This window comes from Sphingomonas sp. MMS24-J13 (assembly GCF_044905095.1).
GTDB lineage: Bacteria > Pseudomonadota > Alphaproteobacteria > Sphingomonadales > Sphingomonadaceae > Sphingomonas_I.
Map to the genome: position 1 here is coordinate 630296 of NZ_CP173258.1, position 25832 is coordinate 656127.

22 protein-coding genes are annotated in these 25832 nt (G+C 64.2%); 10 read left to right on the forward strand and 12 right to left on the reverse strand.

Features of this window, described 5'->3' with window-relative positions; translation table 11 throughout:
• Positions 1-6: 6 nt before the first annotated feature.
• From AB4Z44_RS02990 to AB4Z44_RS03025, 8 genes are all read right to left on the reverse strand, one after another.
• Complete coding sequence (locus AB4Z44_RS02990; RefSeq protein WP_404712598.1) at positions 7-1194, reverse strand: serine hydrolase domain-containing protein; 1188 nt, start codon at positions 1192-1194, stop codon at positions 7-9.
• Positions 1191-1940 carry a GntR family transcriptional regulator gene (locus AB4Z44_RS02995; protein ID WP_404712599.1) on the reverse strand — a complete coding sequence of 250 codons (750 nt, stop codon included), beginning with the start codon at positions 1938-1940 and terminating at the stop codon, positions 1191-1193. Before AB4Z44_RS02995 ends, AB4Z44_RS02990 begins: the two co-directional genes overlap by 4 nt.
• Entirely contained in the window at positions 1933-2835 is a 903-nt protein-coding gene (locus tag AB4Z44_RS03000; RefSeq protein WP_404712600.1) for an N-acetylmuramic acid 6-phosphate etherase, read from the reverse strand. The genes AB4Z44_RS02995 and AB4Z44_RS03000 overlap by 8 nt, the downstream gene beginning before the upstream one ends.
• Before the next feature lie 18 nt (positions 2836-2853).
• A complete protein-coding gene (locus tag AB4Z44_RS03005) occupies positions 2854-4410 on the reverse strand; it encodes a sodium:solute symporter (protein WP_404712601.1) in 1557 nt (518 codons plus the stop codon).
• A 71-nt stretch (positions 4411-4481) separates the two neighbouring features.
• A complete protein-coding gene (locus AB4Z44_RS03010; protein ID WP_404712602.1) occupies positions 4482-7226 on the reverse strand; it encodes a TonB-dependent receptor domain-containing protein in 2745 nt (914 codons plus the stop codon).
• Between the two features lie 230 nt (positions 7227-7456).
• Complete coding sequence (locus tag AB4Z44_RS03015; protein ID WP_404712603.1) at positions 7457-8545, reverse strand: anhydro-N-acetylmuramic acid kinase; 1089 nt, start codon at positions 8543-8545, stop codon at positions 7457-7459.
• A gap of 10 nt (positions 8546-8555) precedes the next feature.
• Positions 8556-8717, reverse strand: a complete 162-nt coding sequence (locus AB4Z44_RS03020) for a hypothetical protein (protein WP_404712604.1) — start codon at positions 8715-8717, stop codon at positions 8556-8558.
• 5 nt (positions 8718-8722) lie between these two features.
• A complete protein-coding gene (locus tag AB4Z44_RS03025) occupies positions 8723-9508 on the reverse strand; it encodes a hypothetical protein (protein ID WP_404712605.1) in 786 nt (261 codons plus the stop codon).
• Here AB4Z44_RS03025 and AB4Z44_RS03030 point away from each other — a divergent pair.
• Genes AB4Z44_RS03030 through AB4Z44_RS03040 form a run of 3 tightly spaced genes read left to right on the forward strand, consistent with a single transcriptional unit; the run spans position 9500 to position 12761 of the window.
• Complete coding sequence (locus AB4Z44_RS03030) at positions 9500-10552, forward strand: SIS domain-containing protein (RefSeq protein WP_404712606.1); 1053 nt, start codon at positions 9500-9502, stop codon at positions 10550-10552. The two genes, AB4Z44_RS03025 and AB4Z44_RS03030, sit on opposite strands and share 9 nt — an antisense overlap.
• A complete protein-coding gene (nagA, locus tag AB4Z44_RS03035) occupies positions 10549-11700 on the forward strand; it encodes an N-acetylglucosamine-6-phosphate deacetylase (RefSeq protein WP_404712607.1) in 1152 nt (383 codons plus the stop codon). The genes AB4Z44_RS03030 and nagA overlap by 4 nt, the downstream gene beginning before the upstream one ends.
• Complete coding sequence (locus AB4Z44_RS03040; RefSeq protein ID WP_404712608.1) at positions 11697-12761, forward strand: beta-N-acetylglucosaminidase domain-containing protein; 1065 nt, start codon at positions 11697-11699, stop codon at positions 12759-12761. Before nagA ends, AB4Z44_RS03040 begins: the two co-directional genes overlap by 4 nt.
• Here AB4Z44_RS03040 and AB4Z44_RS03045 read toward each other — a convergent pair.
• Complete coding sequence (locus tag AB4Z44_RS03045) at positions 12748-13620, reverse strand: BadF/BadG/BcrA/BcrD ATPase family protein (protein WP_404712609.1); 873 nt, start codon at positions 13618-13620, stop codon at positions 12748-12750. The genes AB4Z44_RS03040 and AB4Z44_RS03045 overlap by 14 nt on opposite strands.
• Before the next feature lie 97 nt (positions 13621-13717).
• On the opposite strand from AB4Z44_RS03045, the gene dld reads away from it, so the two are divergent.
• A complete protein-coding gene (gene dld / locus AB4Z44_RS03050) occupies positions 13718-15427 on the forward strand; it encodes a D-lactate dehydrogenase (RefSeq protein ID WP_404712610.1) in 1710 nt (569 codons plus the stop codon).
• On the opposite strand, the gene tcuC is transcribed toward dld, so the two are convergent.
• A complete protein-coding gene (tcuC, locus tag AB4Z44_RS03055) occupies positions 15351-16652 on the reverse strand; it encodes a tricarballylate/proton symporter TcuC (RefSeq protein WP_404712611.1) in 1302 nt (433 codons plus the stop codon). The two genes, dld and tcuC, sit on opposite strands and share 77 nt — an antisense overlap.
• Positions 16653-16809: 157 nt before the next feature.
• Here tcuC and AB4Z44_RS03060 point away from each other — a divergent pair, with 157 nt between their 5' ends.
• The 4 genes from AB4Z44_RS03060 (at position 16810) to AB4Z44_RS03075 (ending at position 23249) form a co-directional block, all read left to right on the forward strand.
• Positions 16810-18246 carry an NAD-dependent succinate-semialdehyde dehydrogenase gene (locus AB4Z44_RS03060; protein ID WP_404712612.1) on the forward strand — a complete coding sequence of 479 codons (1437 nt, stop codon included), beginning with the start codon at positions 16810-16812 and terminating at the stop codon, positions 18244-18246.
• Positions 18247-18550: 304 nt separating this feature from the next.
• Positions 18551-20971 (forward strand): TonB-dependent receptor, encoded by a 2421-nt coding sequence (locus AB4Z44_RS03065; protein WP_404712613.1) that lies wholly within the window; start codon positions 18551-18553, stop codon positions 20969-20971.
• Positions 20972-22422: 1451 nt separating this feature from the next.
• The gene (locus AB4Z44_RS03070; protein ID WP_404712614.1) at positions 22423-22665 is read left to right on the forward strand and encodes a hypothetical protein; all 243 of its coding nucleotides are present in this window, start codon (positions 22423-22425) and stop codon (positions 22663-22665) included.
• Entirely contained in the window at positions 22626-23249 is a 624-nt protein-coding gene (locus AB4Z44_RS03075; RefSeq protein ID WP_404712615.1) for a hypothetical protein, read from the forward strand. The genes AB4Z44_RS03070 and AB4Z44_RS03075 overlap by 40 nt, the downstream gene beginning before the upstream one ends.
• Positions 23250-23416: 167 nt before the next feature.
• Here the strand turns inward: AB4Z44_RS03075 and AB4Z44_RS03080 are convergent, their stop codons facing one another.
• A complete protein-coding gene (locus AB4Z44_RS03080; RefSeq protein WP_404712616.1) occupies positions 23417-23908 on the reverse strand; it encodes a hypothetical protein in 492 nt (163 codons plus the stop codon).
• Between the two features lie 127 nt (positions 23909-24035).
• Positions 24036-24377, reverse strand: a complete 342-nt coding sequence (locus AB4Z44_RS03085) for a hypothetical protein (protein WP_404712617.1) — start codon at positions 24375-24377, stop codon at positions 24036-24038.
• 189 nt (positions 24378-24566) lie between these two features.
• Here AB4Z44_RS03085 and AB4Z44_RS03090 point away from each other — a divergent pair, with 189 nt between their 5' ends.
• Positions 24567-25130: a hypothetical protein gene (locus AB4Z44_RS03090; protein WP_404712618.1), complete on the forward strand. Its 564-nt coding sequence runs from the start codon at positions 24567-24569 to the stop codon at positions 25128-25130.
• Between the two features lie 469 nt (positions 25131-25599).
• Positions 25600-25770: a hypothetical protein gene (locus AB4Z44_RS03095; protein ID WP_404712619.1), complete on the forward strand. Its 171-nt coding sequence runs from the start codon at positions 25600-25602 to the stop codon at positions 25768-25770.
• Positions 25771-25832: the final 62 nt, after the last annotated feature.

Below are 25832 nucleotides of genomic sequence, written 5' to 3' on the forward strand. Positions count from 1 at the left end.
TCCCCGTCAGTGGGCTCGCTCGATGCCATCAAGAGCCGCCAGCACAGCGGTATGGATCGCGGGCCGAGCCTGGGTGATGAGCGTGTTCGTGCGTGTCGGATTAACGCGATTGGTCAGCAGGATGACGAAGGCGTCTCGATCGGGATCGATATAGATTGAGGTGCCGGTAAAGCCGGTATGGATGACCGCGTGCGGTGCGGCGAGCGGTCCGGCGAAACTGCCCGGGGCCGCCATATCCCAGCCGAGCGCGCGCGGACTGCCGGCGGGTATGCTCTGGGCGGTCATGAAGAGTGCCGCCGTAGACGGGCGAAATAGTCGAACGCCACGATAACGACCGCCATCGAGATAGAGTTGGGCCAGCTTCGCTAGGTCGCCCGCGGTGGAGAACAGGCCGGCATGGCCGGACACCCCGCCCAGCAAGAAGGCATTCTCGTCATGCACCACGCCATGCACCAGCGTGTGGCGCAGTATGTCATCCTGCTCGGTCGGCGCGATGCGATCGAGCAATGAAGCGGAAGGCCGGAAGCCGGTGTCGGTCATGCCGAGCGGAGCGAACGCTTCCTTTTGCAGAAAGCGATCGAGCGGCAGACCCGAGATGCGACGCACGATCTCTCCCATCAGGATCATATTCTCGTCGCGATAATGATAGGCGGTCCCCGGCGCCTCGGTGACCTGCATCGTGTAGATTTGTCGAAGGATGCCGTCGCGATCGGTCGCATGCTGCCAGAGCGTGACCGGCGGCGTCAGCCCCGAACTGTGGGTCAGCAGATGGCGGACGGTGATCCTGTCATGCCCGGCGGTCCCGCCGAACTCGGGCAGATAGCGTACCACCGGCGCGTCGAGATCGAGCTTATGGCGATCGTACAGGATGGCGGCGGCGGTGGTCGTGCCGATTACTTTTGTGAGCGAGGCGAGGTCGAAGATCGTGTCGGTCGCCATCGGCGGTGCATCGGGTGCGGTCGACATGCGACCGAATGCCTTGAGCGCGATCAGCCGGCCATGCTGGCCGACGGCCAGCACCGCGCCGGGAAAAGCCTTCTGTGCGACCCAATTGTCGACTTCGGCGAAGGCATGGGCGAAGCGGCTATCCTGATCCGCCGTCGCGACCGACAAAGATGTGTCACGATTGGCCGCAGCCACCGGCTGGCAGCATAGGAGCAACCCTGCAGCAGCGGCTGCGAGCCTGCGTCTCATCCGAGCTTCGATGATGTCTGATTCCCCTTGAGATCCGAGACGAAGACGTAGCGATCGCCGCGATAGGTCGATCGGGTGAATTCGACCGGTCGGCCCGCCGCCGTCAAGGTCAGGCGCTCGATCCGCAGGACCGCCGCATCGGGCTCGGTTGAAAGGATGCCCGCTTCGGTCGGCGTCGCAAGCGAGGCGCGGATGCGCTGATTGCCCGATACCGGGCGTACGCCATTGCGATCGAGCGCGCTGTAAAGCGAGTCGCCGATCTGCTTGAGATCGGGGAGGAATTCCGCCGGTACGACAGCATGCTCGATCGCCAGCGGCTCGCCGCCCGACAGGCGGACGCGGCCGAGCCGGGCGACCTGCGACGAGGCAGCGATCTGCAGCATCGTCGCCTCCTCGTCGGTCGGCTGAGCATAGGCCTTCATGATCCAGATCACCGCCGGATCCTCGCCGCGTGACCGCGCATCGTCGCTGAAGCTGCTCAACACCGATCCGGGCGTCTCGATCCGCCGCGTGACGAAGGTGCCCGAACCCTGCTTGCGCTGGAGAACGCCCTCCTCGATCAACTGATCGATGCCCTTGCGGATCGTGACCCGCGACAGGCCGGTCATCTCGCTGAGATCGCGCTCCGACGGCAAGGCATTGCCCGGATCGATCCCGCCATTGGCGATGTGATCGCGCAGATTGCGCGCGAGCTGGAGATAGAGAGGGGTGCTGTCGTCGCTCCGCGCGGCGAGGAGTTCACGCATCGACGACGGCGTCTTTCCGCAAGGCGCGGATCGCGCCGCCGAGACTGTCGTCGTTTTCGGTCAGCAAGGTATGCGCGGCCGCGGGCGAGGCGCCGAGTGCCACCAGTACTGCAGGCTTGATCTCGAGATCGGCCGCGTCCAACGCGCGCGCGGCCGCGGCGCCGTCCACGTGCGCGATATCGCGCACCATTTCGCGCGCGCGATTGAGCAATTTATCGTTCGAAACCCGCATGTTCACCATCCGCCCCTGGTGGACCAGCCCCCGGCGCAGCATGATCGCGGTCGAAACCATATTCAAGATCACCTTCTGGGCGGTGCCAGCCTTCATTCGGGTCGATCCAGCGACAATCTCCGCTCCGGTATCGATGACGAGCCCATGTTCGGCGGCATCGAGCAAACGTGCGTTCGGATTGTTGGAGATGCCGATCGTGAGCGCGCCGGCTTGGCGCGCGGTCTCGATCGCCGAGATCGTATAGGGCGTGCGGCCGCTGGCGGCGACGCCGATCACGACATCGTTCGGGCCGACTTTTGCGTCCGCAATCTCCTGGCGGCCGGCAACCACATCGTCCTCGGCGCCTTCTGCGCTCTCCGTCAGCGCGCCGAGGCCGCCCGCCATCAGGAAGACCAGCCGCTCCTGCGGCCAGTTATAGGTCGGAAACAATTCGACGCCGTCCTGCACCGCGATCCGGCCCGACGTGCCCGCGCCGACATAGACGAGTCGCCCGATGCGGCCGAGCCGCTGGGCGGCGGCATCCGCGGCGCGCGCGATCGCGGCGACCTGGCCCTTCACCGCAGCGACGGCAGCAAGCTGGCCCTCGACCATGGCTTCCATCGCGGTCTCGGTCGGCCATTGGTCGACGTCGATATAGCGGGGGTCGATGATTTCGGTGCTCATGATGTCCTCAGTTCATACTCAAGCGACGGCTACGCGGCTGCGTCCGGCGGGGGCCGCGCAGATCAGGAAAGCGACGAAGGTGGCGATGCAAAGCTGGAAGGGGAAAGCGAGCGCGGTCAGGGCCGTGGGCAGGCCGATGATCTTCGCGATGCCGGGCTGGAGCAGCAGCACGACCACGAACCCGCCGAGCAGGGCGGCGATGACCGATCCGGTGGTCCCGCGCTGCGTGAAGATCGCGGTGAAATAGACACCAAGCAGCCCGGCATAGGAGAAGACCATCACCTGCAGCGCGAATTCGAGCAGCCCCATGCTGGTGTGGTGCTGCCAATAATAAGACAAGATCGCCGTACCGAACATCGCAATCCCGATCAGCCCCATGCCCCAACGCCCGGCATGGACATAATGATGCTCGGAGGCACCCCCGCGACGGCTACGCCATGGACGGTAAAAATCCTGCACCACCACCGCCGACATCGCGTTGAGCGCGCTGTTGGTGGTCGCGACCGCGGCGGCGGTCACGCCGACAGTGACGAGCCCGCGCAGGCCGGGCGGCACCTGCGTCAGGATATAGTGCATGAAGATGCTCACCTTCTCGCCGGCGAACTGGCTGTTGGCGGCATTGGTCGCGCCGCCCATCAGATCGGGCCGATCGTAGAAGACGTAGAGCAACAGCCCGATCGTGACGAAGATCGCCACGACCGGGATCGTCGCCACTACCGACATATAGAGCCCGCGCGCACCGGTGCGCGCATCGCGGCAGGCAAGCAGGCGCTGGGTGGTGTCCTGATCGAGCCCGGCATTGCCGACATAGAGCAAGGCCACCCCGGTGACGATCGCGAGCAGCGAGAAGGGCTTGGACAGGTCGAGCGAGAGATCGAACAGGCGCAGCTTGTTGATGCCTTCCGGCGTATGCGCCAGTCCATGGATGATCTCGGCATTCGAGGCCGGGATCGAGAGGCGCAGGAACACCAGAACCGCGATCGCCGCACCCAGATAGATGGTGAACTGGATCAGGTCGTTCCACAGGACCGATTTGAGCCCGCCAACGAAGGTGAAGAGGAAGCTAGCGATCATCAGTGCGCCTGCGGCCGCCATGATACTGCCCGCGCTGACGGTGGAGGTGACCACCATCGAGATTGCGATCGCGGCGAGATAGACGCGCGCGCCGCCCGCCAGCACCCGCCCGGCGAGGAACATGCCGCCAGCCCAGCGGGTCGCGCGCATGCTGAAGCGCTGGGTCAGCAATTCGTAGGCGGTGGTGGCGTTCAATGCATAGAAACGCGGGATCAGCACGCGCGCGACGAACACCGCGCCGATCAGGCCGCCGAGATTGGTGCCGAGGTACGAATAATCGCCGCGATAGCCATAATCGGGGCCGCCGAGGAAAGTCGCCGCAGACTGGGTCGCCGACAGCACGGAGATCGCCGCAAGCCATGCCGGCACCGCGCCGCCCGCCAAAAAGTAGTCGCGGGTGGATTTGGTCTTGCGCGGCATGAAAAACCAGCCGCCCGCGAACAGGATGCCGACATAAGCGGCGATCACGATCCAGTCCGCCAACGTGAAAGGCAGCGTCATCCGATCCTCTTCCGGCCTGAAAAATACGGCCCGGCGCGGGGGGAGCGCCGGGCCGATCCCGTCTCGCGCGTTTAGAAACGCGCGGTCAACGAGATGCCGTAGGTCCGCCCCAGCACATCATACGTGTCCGGGAAGGTGTTGAACACACCGCCGGCCGCGACGAACGGCGGGGCCTTGTCGAACAGATTGTAGATGCCACCGGTCGCGGTCAGCCATTTGGTGACGTCGTATGAGCCGCTCAGATCGAACGTATTCTGCGCGGGGATACTGTCGGTGGTGCCTGGCGCGCTATCCTTGACCTTGCCGATCCGCTGCCAGTTGAACTGGACGAAACCGCGCCCGAACGTCCACGCGACCGAGGCGTCGTGGCGATAATCGGGTTGGACCAAAGTCGTGCCGTCGCTCGAGCAGGTCGCACCAAAAGTGCCCTTGCACTGGATCCGCGCGGTCGTCGGATTGGCCTGGATGATGTAGCTGGTGACGATATTGCCCTGATAGGACAGGCGCACGCCACGGCCCGGCAGCCAATCGGGGCGGATCGTGTAGGTCGCGCCGATATCGAGGCCGCGCTGGATGATGCGGCCAAGATTCTGGTTGTTCACATAGGCATTGAGGAAATGCCCGTTCGACGGATCGCGGCTGACGAGCGCGCAGAGCGGGTTATCCGCGGTCGGGTTGGTGATGTAGCAGCTCGTGATCGCGGCGACCGGCTGGATCACCCCGACCGCACCCTTCAGGTTGAGCTCGTACCAGTCGACCGTGACGTTGAGCCGCGGAATGAAGGTCGGCGTGAAGACGACGCCCAACGTCTTGGTACGGCCGATCTCTGGCTTGATGGCGGCGTTGCCGCCATAATAATAATTACCCTCGAGGTAGCTGGGATCGAATGAATTGGCTGATCCCACCGCCGGCGCATGGAAGCGCGCGCACTGCGCGGCATTGCCCGTCCCGAGTACGCACGGATCGCCGGCATAACGCGGGGTCAGGCGAGCGACGGTGACGAGGTTGTTGAACGGCAGCGACGAGGTGGTCGCCGCGAATTCGCCGAAGTTCGGCGCACGCAAGACGCGCTGATAGGTGCCACGCAGGCGAATGCTATCGTTCACCGCCCAGTTCGCCTCGGCCTTCCAGGTGCCGTGGGAGCCGAAGAGGTTGTAATCGGAGTAGCGATAGGCGCCGCCGATATCGAGCTTCTTGATGAACGGCAGATCGTGCAGCACGGGGATCAGCAGTTCGCCGTAAAGCTCCTTGACATCGAACTCGCCGCTATAAGCCGCCTGCACGCCCTCGCGGAACGTGTTGCCGGTCAGCAGCGCGCTATCCTGCGTGATCTTCGCGGTCTCGCGGCGATATTCGGCGCCGAGCGCGAAGCCGATCGGGCCGGCGGGGAGCGCGAACAGATCGGCCGAGGTGCCGCTGATATTGGCCGAGGTGACGAGCTGGTCGCGCTTGCGATCGAAGCCGTTGATGGTCTGGCCGATCGCGCTCGCCAGCGCCGACTGGTTCGGGCCGAAGATGTTCACGGTGTTGGCGATCGAACCGAAGATGTTCTGCCCGGCTGCGTTGGTGACGAGGCCGTCGCCGGTGATCGGCGAATTCTCGGTCGAGCGGCCGTACTGGCCGTAGACGTTCCACTTGATGTTGTCGGTGATCGGCCCGCGCAGGCCGAGCTGACCCTGAAAGGTGTTGCGCTCGGTATGGTAAGTGATCAGCCCGAGCTCGGCGAGCGAGCGCGAAACGCCGACCTGCGCGACCCCGTTCACGAAGGTGAGCTGGTTGCGGATATCGCTGGTCAGGAACGGGTTGGTCGAATTGATCGCCACGGTCTGGTTGATCGTCGGCGGGTTCGGCCCGGGCGTGCCCAATTCCTGCGTGCGCGCATTGGTGTAGAGTGCGCGGCCATAGACCTCGACCGTCGGCAGCAGCTCATAATTGAACAGGGCGGCGACGTTGATGCGCTTCAGCGGCTCGATCAGCGGGTAGGAGGCGCTGATGTTCGAGGTTGCCGAGGGGCTGGTGGTGAACTGGCCGCCGTCGGTAAAGCCGAACTTGCGGCCGCTGGCGATGTCGGTGAACACGCCGCCGGTGCTGGGGATGGTCGAATTGGGGGTGATCGCCCAGTCGCGCGTGCCCGAACGGGTCAGGTCGCGCTGGGTGTAATCGAGCGCGATGACGACATGGCCCTTGTCGCCCAGCTTCGTGCCGAGCATGACCGATCCGCCATATTCCTTGCCCCCGGCCTCGGCGAAACGCCCGCCGGCCGAGACCTGCAGGCCCTCGAAATCATCGTTGAGGATGAAGTTGACGACGCCGGCGACGGCATCGGCGCCATAGACCGCGGCGGCACCGCCGGTCAGCACATCGACCCGCTTGATCAGCGAGGCGGGCAGTGCGTTGACGTCGACCGAGTTGCGGAAGCTGAACGGCACCGCGCGCGTGCCGTCGATCAGGACGAGCGAGCGGCTCTGGCCGAAATTGCGCAGATCGAGCACGTTGGCACCGAACGAGTCGCTGCCTTGCGATGCCTGGCGGACGCCGCCGGCGAGTTGGGGCAATTTGGTCGAGAAATCCTCGATCGTGAGCGCGGACTGGCGCTTGATATCCTCCTGCGTGGTCGATGCGACCGGGCTGGTGGAGGTGAGGCCGGTGCGGGGGATGCGCGACCCGGTGACGACGATCTCGGCTTCCGGCTTGGCCTGATCGGCGGCGGCTGGCGCGGCAGAGGCATCCTGCGCCACGGCGATGGCCGGCGTCTGTGCGAGGGCGACGGCGAGCACGACCCACGCACTCGCGTGGTGCAGTTGACCCAGCTTCATATCCCTTTTTCCTTCCCGATGATCCTGACTCGGCACGCAATACGTTTATAAGACCAATATGCGTGATTGGTCACATACCTGTAAAGATGTTTTGTGGCGGATGGGCTGCGCAAAGCCTTCGTCATCCCGGGCTTGACCCGGGATCCCGCTTCTTTCTCGAGCGAGAAACTCGATGATCCGTCTGGCAAAGGCAGGGGGATCCCGGGTCAAGCCCGGGATGACGATTGGTGTTATCCGCCCGGCTGGTACAGCTTGCCGCCAGTCATCGGCTGCGGCACCCCGGTCGTGCCGGGGAAGGTGATCGGCAAATCCCGAATCGATCGCGCCGCCAGGAACGCGAACGCCTCGGCCTCGATGAAATCGCCGCGCAGGCCGCAATCGTCCGCCGAACGCCATGGGCCGACCCGTTCGCCGAACATCTGCATCATCGTCGGATTGTGCCGCCCGCCACCACAGATGATCCATTCGTTGGGAGGAGCGGGCAAGGCGGCAGCAGCGATCGCGACGGCTTCCACGGTGAAGGCGGTCAAGGTGGCGGCGGCGTCTTCCAGCGAAAGGCCGGAGACCGCCTCGAGCGGGAAATCGTAACGATCGAGCGACTTGGCCCCGGTGCGTGCGAAGAAGGGCGAGGCGAGCAGGGTGTCTACCACCGCCTGATCCACCGTCCCGGCCGCGCCGAGGCGGCCACCATCGTCATAGCGCCCCGCGCCGCGCTCCTGCACGAGCAGGTCGATCAGGCCGTTGCCAGGCCCGGTATCGAAGGCGCGAACATCATCGTCGTCGCCGAACCAGGTCAGGTTCGCGACGCCGCCGATATTGAGAAAGGCGGTCGGCAAGGCCGCGCCGATCCGCTCCGCCAGCGCGCGGTGATAGACTGGCACGAGTGGCGCGCCCTGGCCGCCGGCCACGAGATCCGCCTGACGCAGATCGGCCACGACCGGAACGCCCAACGCGCGCGCCAACGCCCCTGCGTCGCCGAGTTGGACCGAAAGCTTGCGCTCGGGGCGATGCAGTACCGTCTGGCCATGGAAGCCGACCAGCGCGATCGGCGCCGGATCGGCCGCCAGCACCTCGCGCGCGGCGCGCAAATGGGTGTCGAGGATCACCGTCTCTGCCGCCGCGAACGAGGCGGGGCGAGGGCCGTTTCCGTCCCAGCGCAGCGCATCCTCGGTCGCCCCGATCAGGATCGCGCGCTCTTCGCCGCTGAACGGCAGCAAGGCGGCCGGCCCGAAATCGCCGACCCGCACGCCATCGGTCTCGATGATCGCCGCATCGACACCGTCGAGCGAGGTACCGCTCATATACCCAAGCACCCGCATGGCCGCTCCGTCAGATCTCGAGGTTGAGGAAGGTGGCATCGTCATGCACCTTCACCCGTGGGTAAAGATGGCTTGGCGCCTGCTCGATCTCGCGCAGTTGCGCCAGCCAGTGTTGCCACGAGGCCGGCGTGTCGATCGCGATCAGATCGTCGAGCGAGGCGATGTCGAACACTTCGATCAGCCGCAGGAAACCGTCGCTTGCCAGCGCGAATCTTGGCCCGGCCGGGCGGGCAGGGTGAGGGTGGCAAGATGATCGGCGGCGGCCGGCTCGGTGCCGAGCACCCAATAGCCGCCGGGCTGGTTCATCTGCCGGCGGTTGGCCTGCAATTGCGGCAACAGGCGTTCCACCAGGGTGGCGGAGGATATTTCGGGTTCGGCGGTCAGCAGTTCGCGGGTCAGCGCCAGGGTGCGCCCCTCGATCGCGTCGAACGTGGTGGAGGCGAACAATTGTGCCATGCCGTCGGCGTCGCGATAGGCGATCTTGCAGTCGGCCAATGCGGTGAGTTCCACGGAATCGCCGATCCGGCGCAGCATCGTGAAGGCGGCGGAAGGATGCTCATGCGGGCCTTCGGCGTCTCTGACGGAATTGGTGGCCAGGGCATCGCGGCAGAGGGTGATTGCTTCGCGTACCAGTTCGCGCGTCGAGATCGCTGGATCATCGCTCAGCAGAGTGCGGAAGGCTGCATCGGCGGTGCGGGCGAGCCACGATGCGTCGCTCGGCGCGTCGAGCAAAGAGGCGCCGATGCCGGTTGCACCATCGATCACCCAGGCGGCATCGCCGAAATGGCCCACGGCATCCTCGTTGATCGGCGCCCGACTGTCGGTGGCCGCAACATGGATCTTGAGCATTACCGTCTCCAGCAGCAGAGTGCGCGCTCCCTGCGCTCTTGCCGTCTTTTCTGCAACCACAATAATACCATTGTAAGCGCGTGAACCACTGGTATTAATCAGATCATGTCTCATGAACTCCTGCCGATGACGCAGATGCTGGCCGAAGCGCTCGAAGCGCCGGGGCGCTGCGAAGAGCAACTCACCCGCAACGCGAATTTGGTGCGCGAGGCCGGCGAACGCCTTCGTGCGCTGGCCCCACCCTTTGCCGCGACCTTGGCGCGCGGTAGTTCGGATCAGGCGGCGGCATTCGCCAAGCATCTGCTCGAGGTCCATGCCGGCGTGCCGACCCTGAGCCAGTCGCCGTCGATCGGATCGCTTTATCACGCCACCTCGCCGCGCTTCCGCGACGTACCGCTGATCGCGATCTCACAATCCGGACGCAGCCCCGATCTGATCGCGGCTGCCGAGGATGCGAAGCGGCAGGGCGCGATTGTGATTGCGGTGGTGAACGACGCGGCGTCGCCGCTGGCGGCATTGGCGGACATCACTATCCCGGTCCATGCCGGGCCCGAAACCAGCGTTGCCGCGACCAAGAGCTTCATAACAACCCTGGTGGCGCTGACCCATCTCGTCGCCGAATGGACGCAGGATGCAGCGTTGCTGGCGGCGCTCCCCCGCATCGGCGCATCGCTCCGCGCCGCCGCCGCGCAAGACTGGGCGGCGGCGGTGCCAATCCTGCTGCGGGCCAATGATCTGCTCGTGCTCGGCCGTGGCCCGACTTTGCCGGTCGCTGGTGAAGCGGCGCTCAAGCTCAAGGAAACCTCGGGTCTCCACGCCGAGGCGTTCAGCATCGCCGAGGTTGCGCACGGCCCGATGACCCTGGTCGAGGCGAACGATCCGGTGCTGGCCTTCGGGCCAACCGATGTCGCGGCGGAGGGGCTTAGCGATCGCCTCGCCGATTTCGCCGCGCGCGGCGCGCAGGTGATCGCCGCCGGTGCCTCCCGCGATATCGCTGCGGCGTCTTTGGTGCTGCCGACCATCCCGTCGGGCCATGCCGCGATCGATGCTATCGCCGCGATCCAGAGCTTCTACGGTCTCGCCAATGCACTCGCTGTGGCGCGCGGCCGCGATCCCGATCGCCCGCCGCATCTCGCCAAGGTGACGAAGACATTATGAGCCGGTTCGCTCTCTCAGGTGCGCGCATCGTCCTCCCCACCAGCGAGCTCGCCGGGCAGGCGCTGCTGATTGAGGCGGGCCGGATCATCGGCTGGCTGCCGGTGGGGCAGCTTCCGACGGATTGGGATCGAATCGATCTCGGCGGTGGCTGGCTCGCGCCAGGCTTCATCGACACGCAGGTCAATGGCGGCGGAGATGTGCTGCTCAATGACAGCCCGACCGTCGAAGGCATTCGCGCGATTGCGGCAGCGCATCGCCTGTTCGGCACCACCGGTATTCTGCCCACTCTGATCAGCGACTATGCGTCCGTCGTCGATACAGCGATCGAGGCAATGGAGCAGGCGCTCGCGGCGAAGGTCCCGGGCGTGCTCGGAATGCATATCGAGGGGCCGCACCTCAATCCGGTTAAGAAGGGCATTCACGACGACAAGCGCTTCGCGCCGATCGACGATGCGGTGCTCGCGCGACTTTCGCAGCCCAGCCAGGGTGTGCGCCTCGTCACCCTCGCGCCCGAACTCGCGCCGGCCGGCACAATCCGGCACCTGCGCGACAAGGGCATCTTTGTTGCCGCCGGCCACAGCATGGCCGACTACGACCAAACCCGCGTCGCGCTGACCGAGGGGCTGTCGGGCTTCACCCATTTGTTTAACGCGATGACCCAGCTTGGCAGCCGCGAGCCCGGCATGGTCGGCGCCGCGCTCGAGGATCGGGCGACGCAATTCGGGCTGATCGTCGACGGGCTTCATGTCCACCCGGCCGCGCTCAAGGTCGCGATCGCCGCGCGCGGGATCGACGGCGTGATGCTCGTCACCGATGCCATGCCCCCGGTGGGCGGCCACGCGACCGAATTCACCTTGTTCGGCCAGCATATCCGCGTCGTCGACGGCACCTGCCGTGGCCCCGACGGCACGCTCGCCGGATCGGCATTGAATATGGCGCAGGCGGTGCGGAACGCGATGGACATGCTCGGCTGCACTTTGGTCGAAGCCTCGCGCATGGCGAGCGGTACCCCGGCGGCGTTTCTGGGGCTTGCCGGCGAGACCGGATCGATCGCGGAGGGGCTGCGCGCCGATCTCGTCCATCTCGATCGGGATCGCCGCGTCACCCGCACCTGGATCGCCGGCGAGGTCTCGGAGCAAGGCGAGTGATTCCCGAACTCGGGCTGATCGAGGGGCGGTTCGGCCGGCCATGGTCATGGGCGGAGCGGGCCGACGTAATGCAGCGGCTCGCCGGCGCGGGTTATGCCTTCTACCATTATGGCCCCAAGGCCGATCGCCATCTGCGCCGGACATGGCGCGAGCCGCATCCCGCCGATGAGGTGGCGGCACTGGCCGCATTCTCCGCCCAGTGCCGGGCTGCCGGCATGCGCTTCGGCATTGCGCTGACCCCGGTCGGCGCGACCCATCCGTTCGACGCGGCCTCGCGCCACGATCTGCGCCAGCGCCTCGCCGCGTTCGATGCGATCGGGATCGACGATCTCGCCATCCTGTTCGACGATCTGCGCGGCGACCTGCCCGATCTCGCTCGCGCGCAGGCCGAGGTTGTCGATTTCTGTGCGAGCCGCACGCGGGCCACGCGCATCTATTTCTGCCCGAGCTATTATTCGGACGATCCGGTGCTTGATCTCGTCTTCGGCCAGCGCCCGCCCGATTATCTCGCCGAACTCGGCCGTCTGCTCGATCCGGCGGTACGGGTCTACTGGACCGGCGAGGAGGTCTGCTCGCGCGAGATCGGCGTCGCTCATCTCGACCGGGTCGCGGCCGATCTCGGCCGGCCGGTCTGCTTGTGGGACAATTATCCGGTCAATGACGGCGCGCGCATGTCGCGCTTCCTACACTTGCGCGCGTTCACCGGACGGCCGGCGACGATCGCCGATCGGATCAGCGGCCATGCGATCAATCCGGCGATGCAGCCCGTTCTCTCCTGCATTCCGGCCCTGACCCTTGCCGCCAATTATGCCGAGGGCGAGCAGTATGCATACGGCGCCGCCTTCGCCACGGCGGCAAGGTCGCTGCTCGGCGATGTGTTCGCCGCGATGCTGCAGCAGGATCTGCCGGCTCTACAGGATGTAGGCTGGGAGCGCCTCGGTCCACGCCGCGATCGGCTGCGCGAACGTTATGCCGCGATCGATCATCCCGCCGCGCGCGAGATCATCCAGTGGCTCGCCGGCAAGGATCTGATGACCGATGACGAGGTCAAGACCCAGTGACCGGCGTATAGCCGGCGAGCCGGAGTGCGCCATCGAGCGGATCGCCGAGCGGCTCGCTCAGCCGCGCCACCGTCCGCGCGCGCAGCCACGGCTCCATGCGCGGTGCGAGCCCGCCGACCAGCACGCAGCGTGTGGCACCGCGCTTGAAGATCGTCTCGACGAAACGCTCGATATGCAGCGCGGCATGCTCGACGATCGAGCGCGCGATGGCATCGTCGGCCTCGGCATAGTCCATCACCAGCGGAGCGAGGCTGCCATAATCCTTGGGCGTGGCCTTATCCATCCAGGCAATGGCGGTAGCGGTATTGTGATCGAACCGTTCGGCGACGGCGGTGCTCAGCGGGGTCGAGACCGTGCGCCCGTCGAGAGCGCGCAACGCATGGCGCATCGCGCTCAATCCGAGAGCGGCGCCGCTCCCCTCATCCGAAATAGGAAAGCCGTAACCGCCGATCGTGAAGCTCTGATCGGCAAGCCGGACATGTGCGATGCTGCCCGTGCCGATGATCAGGATCGCCCCTTCGCCGCCGGCATTGGCGCCGAGGTTGGCGATGTAAGCATCGGTCTCGTAGGTGAAGGACGCGAACGGGAAGGCGAATTCGTCGAGCCCGGCGCGGACGCCCGGCCGCGAAATGCCGGCAATCCCCATGCCCGCCCGGATTTCGCGGACCTCGGTCTTGCTCAAGCCCGCCTCGGCGATCGCCTGGTCGGCGACATCGCGAAGCGCGGCGTAGAGTTTCTCCAGCCCGATGCGGGCATTGGCCGGGCCGGTCGCGCCGTGGCCGATCACCGTCCCGTCCGCCGAGATGAGCCGGCTGCGGCAATTGCTGCCGCCCGCATCCACACCGAGGTAGAAGGTCATGTCCGTCCGTATCTGCTGGAAGAGTGCAGTTTCCTAAGCGCCCGGCGCCGATTCGACGCAACCCTAGAATTGGTGCGATAATCTTTTGGACTTTGTGATGAGCGACACCCAACAGACCCTGATCGCGCGCCTGCGCGGAATCGTCGGCCGTCGGCACGTGCTGACCGATCCGCGCGCGACCGCGCGTTTCCGCCGCGGCTATCGTACGGGGGAGGGCGCCGCGATCGCGGTGGCGCGGCCGGGTAATCTGGTCGAGCAATGGCGCGCGGCACAGGCCTGTGTCGCCGCGAATGTGTCGATCATCGTGCAGGCGTCGAACACCGGGCTGACCGGCGGCTCGACCCCGGACGGCAACGATTATCCCGGCGGGGTCGTGATCATCAACACCAGCCGGCTGAAGGGCGTGCACCTCATCCGCAACGGCGAGCAGGTCGTCTGCCTGCCCGGTGCGACGCTCGACGCGCTCGAACGTGCGCTGCTGCCGCTCGGTCGCGAGCCGCATTCGGTGATCGGCTCGTCCTGTCTCGGTGCATCGGTGGTCGGCGGGATCTGCAACAATTCGGGCGGTTCGCTGATCCAGCGCGGGCCGGCCTTCACCCAACTCGCCCTGTTCGGCGTCGTCGGTGACGACGGCCGGCTGCGGCTGGTCAACCATCTCGGGATTGATCTCGGCGACGATCCGGAGGCCATGCTGCGCCGGGCCGAGGCGGGCGATTTCGCGGACGTGGATGCCTGCGCCGATCGCTGGGCGCACGATCACAATTATCGCGATCACGTCCGCGATATAGAGAGCGACCGGCCGGCGCGGTTCAACGCCGATCCGCGCTGCTTGTTCGAGGCATCGGGCAGTGCAGGCAAATTGATCGTCTTCGCCGTCCGGCTCGATACGTTCCCCAGCGAAAAGGGAAGTGCCACCTTCTATATCGGCACTAACGATCCGATGCGGCTGACCGAATTGCGGCGCACGATCCTCGGCAGCTTCGCGGCTTTGCCGATCGCGGGCGAGTATCTTCATCGGACCGCGTTCGACATCGCTGATCACTACGGGAAGGACATGTTCGCCGCGATCGAACGGATCGGAACGCGCCGCCTGCCACGGCTGTTCGCGGCCAAGGCGCGGGTCGATCGGATGCGGCTGTGGGGGCCGGACTTCAGCGATCGCCTCATGCAGCGGATCGGAAGGCTACTGCCCGATCACTTGCCCCCGCGCATGCGCGCGTTTCGCGATCGCTACGAACATCATCTGATCCTGAAGATGCCCGCCGCCGCGATCGCCGACACCCGAGCCTTGCTGGCCAATACCCTCGATGGCGACGATGCCGGCTTCTTCGAATGTACCACCGACGAAGCGCGCAAGGCTTTCCTCCACCGGTTCGTCACCGCCGGCGCGGCAGTGCGTTACCGCGCCGTCCACCTCGATACGGTCGAGGATATCGTTGCGCTCGACATCGCCTTGCCGCGCAATACGCGCGAATGGCGTGAGGCGCTGCCCGCCGACATCTCCGCCGGGATCATCCACGCCCTCTATTATGGACATTTCTTCTGCCACGTCTTCCATCAGGATTATATCGTGCGGAAGGGCGTCGATCCGATCGCGCTCGAGCACCGGATGTGGGCTTTGCTCGACGAACGCGGCGCCGAATATCCGGCCGAGCATAATGTCGGCCACCTCTACCATGCCAAACCGGGCCTCGCCGATTTCTACCGGACGCTCGATCCGTGCAACCAGCTCAATCCCGGGATCGGCCATACCCCGCGTCATCGCGGGTGGAGTAACGACGGCTCAGCAAAGCAGCGCCAAGGCTGATCGCGGCGATCAGGGTGAGCCACGCGCCGGGCATCGCCGGATTGTGCGTGGTCGAGATCAACCAGGTGACGATGAAAGGGGTGAAGCCGCCGATCGCGGTGGCGAGACTGTAGGCGAGGCTGAAGCCCGACGCGCCCGCCTCCTGCGGCACGATCTCGGTCAGGTGGACCACCATCGCCGAATTGTAGCTCGCATAGAGCGCCGACAGCCACAATTCGACCAGCAGCAGGCGCAGCACGCTCGGGCTGCCGGCGAGCCACGCCATCGCCGGATAAGCGGTAAGGATCGCGAGTGCGGTGCAGGCGAGCAGGATCGGCGTGCGCACGATCCGATCCGACAGCGACCCCATCAGCGGCAGCCAAATGAGGTTGGACAGGCCGACTGCGGCGGTGATCGCCAGATTGGCGCGCTCGGGCAGATGGAGCAATTTGCCGAAGGTCGGGGTGTAGGCGGTGATCATATAGAAGCTCACCGTCGTCATCAGCACCAGGGCCATGCCGATCAGCACGCGCCCGCGTGCGCGCCACAGAAAGGCAGCGATCTCGCGCAGTTCGGGCTGGTGCGTGCGTGCGGCGAAGGTGTCGCTTTCGCGCAAATGACGCCGCATCAGGAACAGCAAGGGGATGATCAGGCAGCCGATCGCGAGCGGGATGCGCCAGCCCCAGGCGTTGAGCTCGGCTGGCGACAGCGTCATCCCGAGGACGACACCGATCAAGGCCGCGACGACGACGGCGACCTGCTGCGACGCCGATTGCCATGAGACGTAGAAGCCCTTGGCATGCGCAGGCGCGATTTCGGCGAGATAGACCGAGACATTGCCCAGTTCCGAGCCGGCCGAGAAACCCTGCAGCAGGCGCCCGAACAGCACGATGACCGGCGCCAGAATTCCGATCGTTGCATAAGCTGGCGTGAAGGTGATGGTCGCGATGCCGATGCTCATAAGGGCGAGGGTCAGGATCAGCCCCGCGCGTCGGCCGTGGCGATCGGCATAAGCGCCGAGGATGATCGCGCCCAAGGGCCGGATCAGAAAGCCGACGCCGAAGGTCGCCAGCGATTTGAGCAGGGTGCCGATCTCCGAACTGCCGGGAAAGTAGGCCGATCCAATCGCGGCGGCGAAATAGCCGAACACCATGAAATCGAACATCTCGATAAAATTACCGCTGGCGACGCGGATCACGTCCCAAGCGCGGCCGGGGCGCTGGCTGCTGGTTGTCGGGTCGGTCATCGTCGCCATTTGCCGTCAACGTCTATAGGAGCGAGCGGGTTTGTCGATCGCCCCGCTTTCCTTCGCGCGAGGCATGATGCGGTTCGCGCGCGACATCGCGGCTTTGCATGATCGCGCGCTACTTGTACCCGACGGGTAAGCCTTGGGAGATGATGAAGTGAGCGATTATAGCGCGAGACTCGGCCTCTATATTGGTGGCGAATGGCGCGGCACGGAGGGGCGCGAGGCGCAGGCCGTGCACGATCCGGCGACCGGCGCCGTGCTCGGTCGGCTCCCGCTCGCGACGACCGCCGATCTCGACGATGCGCTCGCCGCCGCCGAGCGTGGCTTCCGCACATGGCGCGCGACGCCCGCAGCCGAACGCGCGGCTGTGCTCGACCGCGCCGCTGCGTTGGTGCGCGAACGCGCCGCAGAGCTCGCGCGGATCGCAACCCTCGAGCAGGGCAAGATCGCGGCCGAAGCGAAGACCGAGCCGGGTTATGCCGTCACCCTGCTCGAATGGCATGCCGCCGAGGCCCAGCGCATCTACGGCCGCGTGCTGGAACGCCCGACCGGCACGCGCAGCTTGGTGCTACAGCAGCCGATCGGTCCGGTTGCGGCCTTCTGCGCGTGGAATTTCCCGATCGTGAACGTCGTGCGCAAGATCGCGCCCGCGCTTGCGGCCGGCTGTTCGGTGATCCTCAAGCCGAGCGAGGAGACGCCAGGATCGGCGGTTGAGATCTTCCGTATTCTCGAGGAAGCCGGCCTGCCCGGCGATGTGGCGCAATGCGTGTTCGGTGTCCCCGATACAGTCTCGCGCCACCTGCTCGCCTCGCCGGTGACGCGCAAGCTCAGCTTCACCGGATCGGTGCCGGTCGGCAAGCATCTCGCCCGGCTCGCTGCCGATACGATGATGAAGACGACGATGGAACTGGGCGGTCATGGCCCGGTGATCGTGTTCGACGATTGCGATCTCGATCGCACGATCGAGCTGCTGGTCGGGCACAAATTCCGCAATGCCGGTCAGGTGTGCGTGGCGCCGACGCGCTTCCATGTCCAGGCGGGGATCTACGATCGTTTTGCCAAGGCTTTTGCCGAGCGCGCGCAGGCGATCCGCACCGGCAGTGGTCTAGCGGCTGACAGTCAGATGGGGCCGCTCGCCAACCCGCGCCGAGTGTCCGCGATGGAGCAGATGATCGCCGATGCCGAGGCGCAGGGCGCGCGGCTACTCGCGGGCGGCGCGCGTACGGGCGACCCTGCCGCCAATTTCTTCCAGCCGACCGTCGTCGCCGATGTGCCAATGGCGGCGAAGGTGATGAGCGAGGAGCCGTTCGGCCCGATCGCTTTGCTCCATCCCTTCGAGACCGAGGAAGAGGCGATCGCCGAAGCCAATCGTTTGCCTTACGGTCTCGGCGCTTATGCCTTCACCGAGAATGGCCGCCGCCAGAACCGTATCGCCGATGCGATCGAGGCGGGCATGGTCGCGATCAACGGGGTGAGGCTGTCATGGGCCGATGCGCCGTTCGGCGGGTGGAAGGATTCGGGTTTCGGCTCCGAAGACGGTCCCGAGGGCGTCGCCGCACATCTGGTGACCAAAGCGGTCCATGTGAGTTGATGGTCGAGAGGTTGGATCCGAATCACATACAACCTTTACCGTCACCCCGGCTTTGAGCCGGGGTCCCGCTACTTTTTGCAAAACGGACGAAGCGGACCCCCGGGTCAAGCCTGGGGTGACATTTTGAAATCAATAACAGTCCAACCCTACAGTGAATGAAATATACCTATAAGCACTGCTCATTGATCAACAGCGTATAAGAATAATAAATATGCAGTTTTGCTTGGCATGGGACCAGATCATTTAAATTGTCGCTGGCTGATGGCCGCCACTACGGACCTTTTAAATCAAAAGGGACGTGGTGATGAACTTTCAGAATGCGATTTTCCGTGCGCGTCAGGTGAGGGCGGCATTGCTCTGCGGCGGTGCGCTCCTGGCGATGACCGGACCGGCGCAGGCTGCCAGGGATGCGGCGGGGGCGGATGCGGCTGCTGCGGCGCCGGCCGCGGCCGATGCGTCCGGCGATGGCGTCGGCGAGATCGTCGTCACCGCGCGATATCGCCAGGAGAGCGCGCAGAAGGTGCCGATCGGCATCACCACATTGTCGGGCGATACGATCAGCCAGCAGGGTGCCTTCAACCTCAAGCAAGTCGTCCAGCAATTCCCCAGCCTCAACATCCAGGGCTTCAGCGGCCGCAACCAGACGATCACGATCCGCGGACTCGGCACCAATGCCGGCGGCACGAATGATGGGCTGGAGCAGGGCGTCGGCCTCTATGTCGATGGCGTCTACCGCCCGCGCACCGGATCGGTGATCACCGATCTGGTCGATATCGACAATATTCAGTTGCTGCGCGGGCCGCAGGGCACCTTGTTCGGCAAGAATACGGTGGCGGGCGCGGTCGATATCAAGACGCGCCTGCCGACCTTCGAGCCCGAGGTCGTCGGCGAGATTTCCTACGGTAATTACAATGCGATCCGCGCTTATGCGAGCGTCGATGCCAAGGTGAACGACGATGTCGCCGTGCGCGTCAGCTATCTCCACTCTTCGCGCGACGGCCTGATCTACAATACGGTCTACAAACAGGATTGGGATAACTTCAACAATAACGCGGTGCGGTTCGACGCGCTCTACAAGCCGACGACCAACTTCAAGCTGCGCATCATCGCCGATTACAGCAAGCAGACCGGCGACATGGGGTTCCAGAGCGTTGCTGCGGTGCTGCCGACCGTGCTCGCCAGCGGCACTGAAGTGCGCGGCTTCTACCGCCGATCGGCCGACGTAGGCTATGTGCCGATCGCGATCGATCCGTTCGCGCGCAAGGTCGACCTCAATTCGGGCCAATATGACAAGATGCCGAGTTGGGGCGTCCAGGCACAGGCCGATCTCGATCTCGGCACGTTCAACCTGACGTCGATCTCGGCATACCGGAACTGGAAATGGCTGCCCAATTATGACGGCGATCAGTTCGGCGCCGATATCGCCACGCAGGGCATCGTCACCACCCGCCAGCAGCAGGTGAGCCAGGAATTCCGCATCACCTCGCCTGCGGGCAAGACGATCGAATATACCGCAGGCCTCTATTATTTCTGGCAGAAGGCGAATGACGACCAGCTGTCGCTCTACGCGACCGATGCGTCGGGATGGCTGACCACGCCCAATACGACCTCGCCAACAGCCGCCGCATCTGCGTTGCCCGAGGCGGCGCTCAACGGGCTCGGCGCTTATTCGAAGGTGATCCCGCAGACCTGGAGCTATGCCGCTTATAGTCAGGCGACATGGAATATCTCGCCGCGCTTCCGCCTGACCGGGGGCCTGCGCTTCACATACGAGCACAAGACCGGATCCTATAACGCTTTCCCGACGGGCACCTACGCCTCGCTTGACAGCTTCCCGCTCGCGCAACAGGCGGCGATCGCCGCACGACGCAATGTGCTTGCGCCGACCGGATCCTATTCCGCCTCCAAAAATACCAACAATCTGTCGTGGAACACTGTCGCGGCCTATGATCTCGGCGACAATATCCACGCTTATGCGAGCTACTCGCGCGGCTACAAGTCGCCCGGCATCAATCTGGTCGCGCAATCGAACGGCGTTAGCATCTTCGTCAAACCCGAGCGCGTCGACGATTATGAAGTGGGTGTGAAGAGCCGCCTGCTCAACGGTCATCTCGAGCTCAACGCCGATCTGTTCTGGGCTGACGACAATAATTATCAGGCCAATTTCGTGAACACCACAGTGACGCCGAACGTCCAGTACATCACCAATGTCGGCAAGCTGCGCTCCCGCGGTGTCGAGGTCGATGCCCGCGCGACCCCGTTCGACGGGCTCAGCCTGACGCTTTCGGGCATCTACAACGATGCTTATTATGTGAGCTACAAGAGGGCGCAGGCCCCTTATCTGCTGACGGGATCGGCTGCGTTCGTGGATCTCTCCGGTCGCCCCGCATCGGGTGCGCCCAAATGGTCGGTCAATGGAACGGCAGAATATGTCCGCCATGCCGGGCCGGTCGATGTCTATATCGGCGGCGACGGCAGCTATCGCTCCGGTTTCTATGCGGCGGTCAACCTCGATCCTTTCTCTTACGTTCCGGGCTACGCGCTCTTCGGTCTGCACGCCGGCGTGCGCGCGCAAGGCGGACGATGGGACATCTCGGGCTGGGTCCGCAACCTGACGAACAAGGACTATTTCAATACCAAGACCGTCAACAGCACCTATGGCATCGTTACTGCAGCACTCGGCGAGCCACGTCTCTACGGGCTGACGCTACGCACGCGTTTCTAGACTGACTCGGTACCCGCTTGAGGTTCAGTACGAGAGCGCTGGCGCCCAGACGGGTGAGGAGCAATGCACAGGGCCGGGAAGCGCATGTCGCTCTCGCTGAGAATGGCGGTGGTCGTCCGGCCGATCAACCGATCAGAAAAAGCAAAGAGCTGCCCGTGGTCACGGGCGGCTCCAATCACGTGGGCTGGGATCAGTAGCCTATGACGATCTTGTCCTCGACTTTGGTGACGCCGGGTACCGCCCAGGCGGTGCGTTCAGCGATATCGCGCTCGTTCCAGGCCTTTACCTATCATGGCCCGTCGAGCGGGCACGCGGGTATTGGGCGAAGCGCAGACTTAAAAAGATCGGATGGGCTGCTCGCCCCCCCTGCGACGGTCAATCCCAGAGCGTGATGAGATCTGACGTTTCCACTGTTTGGTCGGTGGATCTTCGTATAATTACTTATGTTCAGCCACGCGCGAGCTTCGCTAATTTGATTTTGTCGGTATCGAGCTGAACCCCGTTTTGGGTTGGCTGCGTAAGCAGCAACCTTGGTCAGGTACGACGCGATGAGGAACCGGCAAGGCTTGCGGCGTCTCCGAAAACATCGCCTCGCATGGGGTGACGACCACGGAGGCGCCGCGGTTCTCGATCTGCTGACGATCCGGATTTCGCAAATCTCGCGGATGGTATGAATTGATGGGATCAAGGGTGAGAAGTATGGCCTCACCAGCGCGACGGCGGCCGCCGCCAACCTCACAAGCTAAAACAGACGTACAGCCGAAAGAGCGGCTGTGGTAATGGGGGGGCGTATTGGAAGGTACGTCCTGATCCACATCATTTTCGATCCCGGTCCCCTCGACTTAAGTCCTCTTCGAGCGAAACGTAGCAGAGAATGATCGCGAATAATGCGACGCTGGCGAGCGCGCCGTAGAGATATAGGTCGCCCGTCGACATGCCCATGTCTACCTCCATGGAGATGCTTGACGCTGTCTGCCGGTAGCGGCGACATCGCTTTGACGCCGGTCAAAATCCGGGCCTTTGCACAGGATCGATGCAGCCTCGTCAGTCAAAGCAGCGCTTGAAGGACGAAGGTCGCGAACTCAGTTTGAGCCGGAAATGACGTCTCGCGACGCGCTTTACCATCGCCAAAAGGCGCGACGGCAATACTTGCTCGCGTTATCGGCCACACCCTGACTGTGGTTACGGTGGACCCCTGCGATTGCGCGCTCACGCGGCGCGTCGCTCCGACAGGCGATTTCGGGCCGCGGATCTGTTCCACGCCCTATGTCAGGAGGAAAGCCTGCTGTGGTTCGATCGACGGCCTCGGCGCGGGCGTCTGACGCAAGATCGGGTTCGCTCGGAGGGGGGCGTTGGTCCCGTCAAGTAACTAACGGAGTCCGTAAAACTGCGTATGAACTTGGCGAAGCGATCGAAGTAGCTCCGTGTTTTGCAGGATCTGGAGCTTTGCCATGATTCGGGATGTGATGGTTCTGCTTGATGGCGATGCGCCGGACCCAGATCTCACGGCGCGTTATCCGATCGCTCTAGCTGCGCTTCACAAGGCGTATCTGACCATCGCTGTACTGTCCGAGCGCCTTTTCCTGACCGCGCCGTTCAACCCGCTGCGCCCCTTTTTCCCGATCGGGAGAGCGATGATGCGCATGAGATCAGGATGCATGCGCTACAAGTCGCGGTGGACAATGCTCCTATAGAGGTGTCGATTCTCGATATCCATGTCGAGGCGTCAAGTTTGCTCGAAAGTGCCGCGTCCGCCGGGCATGAGGTCGATCTGGTCTTGATCGGTCCCGATCCGCATTGGCAAAGCAGCGCAACGCGCCGGAAGGTGATCGATGCGCTGCTCTTTCATTCGGGCAGTCCTTGCCTGCTCTATCCCGCTGACGGCACGGCGGCGCCATTCGCGCGAGCCGTCCTCGCTTGGGACGGGACGGCTGGCGCTGCGCGCGCGGCGCGTTTGCTGCCCTCGGTGATCGCGCCCAAAGCGCATGTCGACGTGCTGGTCGTCGATCCACCGACGACCGATGCCGCGGCCGAGGAACTGGCGGGCGCCCGCATCGCCGCGCATCTTAGGCGCCACCATTTCGAGGTCGATCTGCACCTCTGCCCTGCTGGAGGACGCAGCATTGCCGACGTCATCCAAGGCTTTTCGGCCAGCCGCTCGGCCGATCTGCTCGTCGCGGGGGCTTACGGGCATTCGCATTGGCGAGAAAGGCTGGCAGGCGGGGTCACGCGCGATCTGATCGACGGTCAACGGATACCTACCTTGATAGGCGGTTGACGGATACGGTGGATCGCGAATGTTCCACGCCCTGCCACTCATCTAACCGACGAATGGTTCGGCGGTAGGCCCATCGTTCAGGCGACGCGAAGTGGATCGTTGGGTTTGGCCTCGACGGCTGTGCCCGCGTGCTGGTGTTGATCGAAGGAAATTTGCCCTTCCAGCATTTATTCGACGGGCTTCGGGTCGGGGTACCAGAAGCGCAGATGGCAGGCCTCGCATACCTCGTCGAGCCGGGCTGCAGACTCACCCAGTAAGCCTGCGTCATGTGTGTTGGCCGCGCGTTTGAACTGTTCTGCGATATGCCCCAAATCACGTGCGCGATCAGCAAAGCCACCACGATCCCGATCAATGTAGCGCTTGATCTCGTTCGCTGGCGACGCCCAGGCCGATCCGTCGGTCTCGATCCTGGCCTGGGATCCCACAACATCGATCTGTGCAGGTGAGGCAAGATCGGAGGCCGCTCTGCTCAGCCTGTCTGCGCTCCGCCAGACGCGTGCCCAGTCCGCCGCCGAAAGCTTCGATGCGTCGGGCATGCCATCGGCGTTACGTGCCTGGTTACCCAATTCGGTGAGGTGCTGCGCTTCGACAGTCATCTCCCCTCTCATCATCGGGAACAGGACGACATGAACTGCCTGGCCGCTGGCGATGACGGTCATGGGTAGAAGCAGAATGCCAAGGAATAATTTTCGCATCATCTTTCCAATTGGTGCCACGCCTTTTTGCGCGGTTAGGGCAGGGGCCGAACAGGCAGGGCGCGGGTTTAAGCCCGCACGCGAAACCGACTCATCGCGTGGCCGGATCAGACGATGGGTCGGACTGCATTGTTGCCGCCCACGCCCGGTTGACGATGTTGCACGCGAACTGGGTCAATCGAACGCAAGTCTCGCGCTCCTGCAGGATAAGCTCGATCATCGGCCCACAATCCGCGTGGAAGCCGACCTCGAGAGCAATGAAGCGTTCGATCTCCTCGGGCGCCATGGCAAGCAGCGTTGGCAATGCACCGACCGGGACGGGGTATCGTTCGCTCGCCAGGGTAAGCAGCGCACTCAGTTCACGGCGTGTCGTCCCCGGCAGCTCCGTCGCCAGCCTTTCCAGCACACGTTCGATGCGGACTGCGGCACCCATGATCTCCTCCATTTGTGAGAGACATAGGCCGGGACGGGCATCATGGCGCTACGTAATGGTCACAAGCGCCCAGCCTCGCTCATATCCGGTCATCGGCGACGTGCCCGCGCCCGCCTTATTCGTAATCTACCGGATTGGCCGGCTCTGTAGCTTCGACGATCCTGGTGTCTAGTGTTTGAGGAGCCCATAATGAGCGCAGACCATGCCGCCTTTGCCGATCGGCGCGCCGCCGGACGAAGTCTTGCGGTCGAATTAGCCCACTTCGTGATCTTGCCGCCCTGCGTATTAGCCTTGTCCAGCAACGCGCTCCCGGTCGCTTTCGAGGTCGCTCGGGAATTGAGCGGGCGGCTCGGCCTGATCGGCAGCGGCGATCCTTCATCCGCATGGCGGACGGCCCCGCCCGATGATGACGAAACGGTCATTGTGGTCGACGACGGCGCGGCGGACCCCGCGACCATCCATGACGTCGTCGCAGGGCTGCGGCGAACGGGCCCGAAGACGCTGATCTATGCCACGCCGATCGCGTCGGACGAGGCCATCGCCACTGCAGCACTCTATAGCAATCTGCTAATATGCCTGCGCAAGCCGAGGCCGTTCCGCGACGCACGAACCTATTATGGCGAGTTTCACCCTGTCGAGCCTGGTGAGGTCAGACGCCTCCTCCGGGAGGCGTGCGATCCGCATGCGGCTCCCGGACCGCCGTTGGAGGCGACCACATTACACGGTCCGGTCGAGCCTCGTCAGGCGCTATGACTAACCCTGCAGTATCACATCCACGGCCACGTCATGCGCAGTCGAAATACAACCGGCCTTTCGACTTGGCTGGACGGGCGTTCAAACCTCCGGAACGGTCGCCGCCGGGCCACGTGGTTTGTCGTTCAGTCGCTGCCGCACCGCCAGCGTCAACCCGCTAAGCCAGACAATGCCGAACAAGACGTTCGCGCAATTGGCGCCCATCGCACCCATCGTTGTGACCAGCGGCCCGACCAGACCGTAGAACGTCGCGGTGGCTGCGAGAACAATCCGTAATATTGTCCGCTGATCGCCCATCGCAAGGAGGGCGGCGCGGCAACAGTGTCGACTATGTTGGCATCTACTAGGCGGCTGAAGATGGCGACCGCAGCATTGATCTGTCCGGAACCGGGGCCCGCAATATCTCCCAGACCTTCGACACGATCGCCGGCAGGACCGGCTCTACACGCGACTGGAAGCCGAGTTCGAGTTGGGCGAAAGGTCGCTCGCGATCGAACGCAAGCTGGAAGTGATTGGCGATGTGGCCGATGTGCTCCTGAACGTCGTGATCGAAAAGCGTTCCTATCGCCTTGAGATCGCTGTCATATTGCTCATCGCCTTCGAGATTGTCGTAAGTCTCGCAAGCTGGGGCAGCGCATGAGACGCATCGCCGCGTTTCCGCGAATCTACGTAAAGACGACGGGCCGGTGCCGTGGCAGGCAT